General features: G+C 69.4%; 6 protein-coding genes and 1 pseudogene. 4 read left to right on the top strand and 3 right to left on the bottom strand.

All coding sequences use genetic code 11. The features are described from left to right. Window positions 1–1,357 (bottom strand): phosphoenolpyruvate carboxylase (locus FPZ41_RS44660; RefSeq protein ID WP_131572118.1); only part of this gene is annotated, 1,357 nt, incomplete at its 3' end. 316 nt (window positions 1,358–1,673) lie between these two features. Between FPZ41_RS44660 and FPZ41_RS44655 the strand changes: the two genes are divergently transcribed. The 4 genes from FPZ41_RS44655 to FPZ41_RS44640 all read left to right on the top strand — a co-directional run bounded on the left by FPZ41_RS44655 (window position 1,674) and on the right by FPZ41_RS44640 (window position 3,949). Continuing rightward, window positions 1,674–2,705, top strand: a complete 1,032-nt coding sequence (locus FPZ41_RS44655; RefSeq protein ID WP_152870429.1) for an acyl-CoA desaturase — start codon at window positions 1,674–1,676, stop codon at window positions 2,703–2,705. Window positions 2,706–2,712: 7 nt separating this feature from the next. Further along, window positions 2,713–3,378, top strand: coding sequence for a TetR/AcrR family transcriptional regulator (locus tag FPZ41_RS44650; RefSeq protein WP_131572120.1), 666 nt, complete (start codon window positions 2,713–2,715; stop codon window positions 3,376–3,378). Window positions 3,379–3,446: 68 nt separating this feature from the next. Next, window positions 3,447–3,701 carry a type II toxin-antitoxin system Phd/YefM family antitoxin gene (locus FPZ41_RS44645; RefSeq protein WP_152870427.1) on the top strand — a complete coding sequence of 85 codons (255 nt, stop codon included), beginning with the start codon at window positions 3,447–3,449 and terminating at the stop codon, window positions 3,699–3,701. Continuing rightward, window positions 3,698–3,949, top strand: coding sequence for a type II toxin-antitoxin system RelE family toxin (locus FPZ41_RS44640; protein ID WP_322621529.1), 252 nt, complete (start codon window positions 3,698–3,700; stop codon window positions 3,947–3,949). The genes FPZ41_RS44645 and FPZ41_RS44640 overlap by 4 nt, the downstream gene beginning before the upstream one ends. Window positions 3,950–4,028: 79 nt before the next feature. On the opposite strand, the pseudogene FPZ41_RS44635 reads toward FPZ41_RS44640, so the two are convergent. Together FPZ41_RS44635 and FPZ41_RS44630 are read right to left on the bottom strand one after the other, a co-directional pair. Beyond that, window positions 4,029–4,393 (bottom strand): annotated as a pseudogene (locus FPZ41_RS44635) (VOC family protein). Window positions 4,394–4,412: 19 nt separating this feature from the next. Next, window positions 4,413–5,207, bottom strand: a 795-nt coding sequence (locus FPZ41_RS44630) for a trans-aconitate 2-methyltransferase (protein WP_152870425.1), incomplete at its 5' end; no start/stop codon positions are given.

Raw genomic sequence — 5,207 nt, 5'->3', positions numbered from 1 at the left:
GGGTCGGGGCGAGGGGGCGCCGGGACCTGAGTTCCTTGGCGAGGAGCTTGTGGCGGTACTCGCGCGGCATGTCCTCGTAGCGCCAGGATTCCTCGCCGAGCCGGTCGAAGAGCTGGCCGAGGGCGTGGTGGTGGGCGTCCGCGTGTTCACGTACGTCCATGGTGGCGAGCTGGAGGCCGAAGGCGGCGAGGGTGCGGATGGTGCGGTTCATCCGGCCGTCGGCGAAGAGGCCGCCGCGGTGCTCGCGCAGGGAGCTCTGGATGAGGGTGAGGTCCCCCAGGAGTTCGCTGGTCCCGAGGTAGTCGCGGCCCGGCTCGTGCGGGATGCCCGTGGCGAGGCGCTCCTTGGTGTTCTCCAGCTTCTGCCGGATGCAGGTGGCCTTGAGCCGGTAGGGCTCTTCGGCGTTGAGGCGCTTGTAGCGGGGGCTGATCTCGGGCAGGGCTTCGAGGTCGGCCTGGAGGGAGTCCAGGAGTTCCTGGGTGGCTCCGGTGTAGCGGATGGAGTTCGACAGGAAGCCGCGGAGTTCGTCGATGAGGTCGAGGGCGTCGTTGATGCCGTGTTCGTGTTGGAGGATCAGCACGTCCCAGGTGACCTGCGGGGTGACGTTGGGGTTGCCGTCGCGGTCGCCGCCGATCCAGGTGCCGAAGGTGAGCGGTCGGGTGTCGTCCGGGAGGGTGAAGCCGACGCGGTCCAGTTCGGCGGTGAGGTCCTCCAGGACGTCGCCGACGGCGTTCGCGTGGAGTTCGTCGAGGTAGTAGATGGCGTTGCGGGCCTCGTCGGCGGGCTCGGGGCGGACGACGCGGAGTTCGTCGGTCTGCCAGACGAGGTCGATGTTCTCGGCCAGACGGATGTCGTAACGGCGCCGGTCGGATTCGATGACCGGCATCTCCAGCAGTGCGGCGATCCTGCGCAGCTTGTTGAGTACCGAGCGGCGGGCTGCTTCGGTCGGGTGGGCGGTGAAGACGGGCCGGACGTTGAGGTTCCTGACCGTCTCGCGCAGGTGCTCGGGGTCGGCGTCCTTGAGCCGGTCGGCGGTACGGGCGAGGAGGCCGCCCTCGGCGGAGCGCTTGGCGCGCAGTTCGCGGCCTCGGTGGACCTGCTCGGTGACGTTGGCCAGGTGGAAGTAGGTGGAGAAGGCGCGGACCAGCTTGGCCGCGGTCTCCAGTTCGATGCCTCGCAGCAGCTCGGCGGCGGCCTCGCCGTCCTCGCGGGTCAGGCGGCGGACCCGTTCGACCAGTTCGAGGAGTTCGGGGCCTTCCTGGCGGACGAGGGTTTCGCCCAGCAGGTCGCCGAGGCGCCGGATGTCGGCGCGCAGTTCACTGCTGACCGTGGTGGTCTGGTCGTCGGCACTGCTCACAGGTGCGGCTCCTTGCAGTGTTGAAGCTCGTCTGGGAGGGAACCCGGATGTTCGCCGGGCGGCTGGACCGTGGACGGGTCGTGGCCGCTTCGGGGACCGGTCGTCCGGGCAGAAAACAGAGCGGACGGCGCTGTCCGACCGGTTCCAAGGATAGGTGTCCGTGCGGACGCGCAGACCGTCGGGCTCTTGCCGCCGGGCGCCGCGCTGCCATACTTACGATGCCGTAGGTTACGGAACCGTAGGGAACGTGACTGTCCCCGACGGGCCGTTGCCGCAGGCATCTGCCTCCACCCTCGAACCCCACAGGGGACGCCCCATGACCACAAGCTCCGATGTGATCGAAGACGCCCCGAAGGCGAACGATTCCCAAGGAACCACGGCGACCGGCACCGCACAGCCCTCGGCGACGCTGGGCGGCGAGCAGAAGCGTTCGATCGAGCAGATCGCGCTGCTCCTCTTCATCATCGTCCCGTTCCTCGCGCTGCTCGCGGCGGTGCCGCTGGCCTGGGGCTGGGGGGTGAGCTGGGTGGATCTCGGTCTGCTGGTGTTCTTCTACTTCCTGAGCTGCCACGGCATCACGATCGGTTTCCACCGCTACTTCACGCACGGTTCCTTCAAGGCCAGGCGTCCGCTGAGGATCGCGCTGGCGATCGCGGGCTCGATGGCGGTCGAGGGGCCGCTGGTGCGCTGGGTGGCCGACCATCGCAAGCACCACAAGTTCTCGGACGCCGAGGGTGACCCGCACTCGCCGTGGCGGTTCGGGGAGACGGTCCCGGCCCTGATGAAGGGCCTGTGGTGGGCGCATATCGGCTGGATGTTCGATGAGGAGCAGACGCCGCAGGAAAAGTACGCGCCGGATCTGATCAAGGACAGGGCGATCCGTACGATCAGCCGCCAGTTCCTCCTGTGGACGGTGGTGTCCCTGGCGCTGCCCGCGCTGATCGGCGGTCTGGTGACCATGTCCTGGTGGGGCGCGTTCACGGCGTTCTTCTGGGGGTCGCTCGTCCGGGTGGCCCTTCTCCACCATGTGACCTGGTCGATCAACTCGATCTGCCACGCGGTGGGCAAGCGCCCCTTCAAGTCGCGCGACCGTTCGGGCAACGTGTGGTGGCTGGCGGTCCTGTCGTGCGGGGAGTCCTGGCACAACCTCCATCACGCGGACCCGACGTCGGCGCGGCACGGTGTGGAGCGGGGTCAGGTCGACTCCTCGGCGCGGCTCATCCGCTGGTTCGAGCTGTGCGGGTGGGCGTACGACGTGCGCTGGCCGTCACGCTCGCGTATCGATTCCCGCCGGAACACGGGGCAGGACGGCTCCCGGCGCAAGCGGGAGACCGCCGAGGCGGCATGATTGACGGGTGGCGACCGACTCGAGCAGTACCTCCAGCAGCGACAAGCAGCGGCGCCCTCGCCGAACCCGGATGACGGGTGCCGAGAGGCGTCAGCAACTCCTTGAGATCGGTCGCACCCTGTTCGCCGCGAAGGGCTTCGAGGCCACGTCGGTGGAGGAGATCGCGGCCAAGGCCGGGGTCTCCAAGCCGGTGGTGTACGAGCACTTCGGCGGCAAGGAGGGCCTGTACGCGGTCGTGGTGGACCGTGAGATGCGCCGTCTGCTGGACATGGTGACCAGCTCGCTGACGGCGGGCCATCCGCGGGAGCTGTGCGAGCAGGCGGCTTTCGCGCTGCTGGACTACATCGAGGAGTACACGGACGGCTTCCGCATCCTGGTCCGTGACTCGCCCATCCCTACGTCCACGGGCTCCTTCGCCTCGCTCATCTCGGACATCGCGACCCAGGTGGAGGACATTCTGGGCCGCGAGTTCAAGAGCCGCGGCTTCGACCCCAAGCTGGCCCCTCTGTACGCCCAGGCCCTGGTCGGCATGGTCGCGCTGACGGGCCAGTGGTGGGTGGACGTCCGCCGCCCGAAGAAGGCCGAGGTGGCGGCCCATCTGGTGAACCTGGCGTGGCACGGCCTTGACGGGCTGGAGGCGAAGCCGCATCTGATAGGCCGCCGGAAGAACTGAGTCACCCGAACGGGTGGATGCGGCTGCATTAATGGACCACAAGATGATCCTTGTGGAACCATGTGCGCATGACTGAGATTGCGATCAGCGCGGCCCGTTCCCAGCTCGGCGACCTGGTCCGCCGTGCGGCCCACGGCCGGGAGACCATCGCGCTCACCGACCACGGGCATGTGGCCGCTCTGCTCGTATCACCGCAGGTCATAGAGGACTTCGAAGATGCCCTGGCAATCGCCGACTACGAGCGGCGCAAGGCAGCGGGCACGCTTGAACCCGGCATCCCCATGGCCGAGGTGCGCAGGCGGCTGGGGCTCGAACAGCAGTGACCTACGAGATCATCTTCGAACCACGCGCGCTCAACTCCGCAGCACGATTCCTGAAGGAAGACCCGAGCGGCCTCGCTGTGGCCCTGGACACCATCGACAAACTGGCCCACGATCCTCGTCCGGCAGCGTCGATTCCCTACGGGTCACCCGACATGCGCCGCCTGCACATCGGCGACTACCGCATCCTGTACCTCATCGACGACGACGTCATCCGCATCCTCGTCACCCACCTCGGCCGCACCCCGTAGGTCGCACGGCGTCCGTCTCCGTTCGCAGCGGTAGCGGTACACCTCCCGCATCTCCCGCGCCGCCCGTTCTCAGCCGCACTCAGCCGTTCGGCTCCAGGAACTCCAGCCGGTTGCCCACCGGGTCCTCGGTGTAGAAGCGGCGGTGGCCCGGGAGGTCGTCGTCCCAGGTGACGGGCGCGTCGCGGGCTGCGAGCCGGGCGGCGTACGCCTCGATGTCCCGGACCCGAAGCCCGACGTGGGCCTTTCGCGCGGGCCGACAGTGACAATTTCCGCTTCGGGCGGGGGCCTGGTCGATCCCCAGGTGAAGGTGCGCGCCTCCCACCCGGAACCAGCAGCCCCCGCGGGGGCCAGTGCGGGCGGCTTGGGGACCTCGGTCATACCGAGGACGCCGACGTAGTACGAGCGCAGCTCGCGCTCCGAGCCGGGCGGGGCGGCGAGCTGCACATGGTCGAGGCCGTGATCATCATTCCGGTTTCCTGGCCACGACGAACACGCGGCGGAACGGGTAGACCGTGCCGTGCCCGGTCGCCGGGTACGCCTCGCGCAGGGCCGCGCGGTACTCGGTGAGGAAGGGTTCGGCGTCGTCGCCCAGTGCGGTGAGGACCGGCCGCAGTCCGGTGCCCTTCACCCAGTCCAGGACGGGGTCCTCGCCCTGGAGCAGGTGGAGGTACGTCGTCTCCCAGGCGTCGGCCTCGCAGCCGAGGCCGGCGAGCCGGTGCAGGTAGTCGGCGGGGGTCAGCACCGCGTCGTCGTGGCGGAGCGTGTCGCCGAGCCGGTCCTTCCAGCGGGCGGAGTGGGCGAGTGCGCGCATGAGCCGGTGGCCGGGCGAGTCGAAGTTGCCCGGCACCTGGAAGGCGAGGACGCCTCCGGGGGTGAGGCCCTCCACCCAGGCGGGGAAGCGGGTGACGTGGCCGCGTACCCATTGGAGGGTCGCGTTGCTGAAGATCAGGTCGTGCGGCTCCGTGGGCGCCCAGGTCGTGGCGTCCGCGGGCGTGAAGTCGAGGTGGCCGCCGCCCTGGGTGGGGCCGGCCAGGGCCCCGGCCTCGGCGAGCATCTCCGGCGAGTTGTCCAGGCCCGTGATGTGCGCGCCGGGCCAGCGGTCGGCGAGCAGGCGGGTGACGTTGCCCGGGCCGCAGCCGAGGTCGGCGATGCGGGGGCGCCCGGCGGGGAGCTCGGGCACGTGGGCCAGCAGGTCGATGAAGGCGCGGGCGCGATGGCCGGAGTGGCGCAGGTACTGGTGGGGGTCCCAGACGGGGGC

The sequence above is a fragment of the Streptomyces acidicola genome (genome assembly GCF_009377235.1).
Taxonomy (GTDB): Bacteria; Actinomycetota; Actinomycetes; order Streptomycetales; family Streptomycetaceae; genus Streptomyces; species Streptomyces acidicola.
Note: the sequence above shows the minus strand (reverse complement) of the source record. Positions and strands in the feature narration are given on the sequence as shown.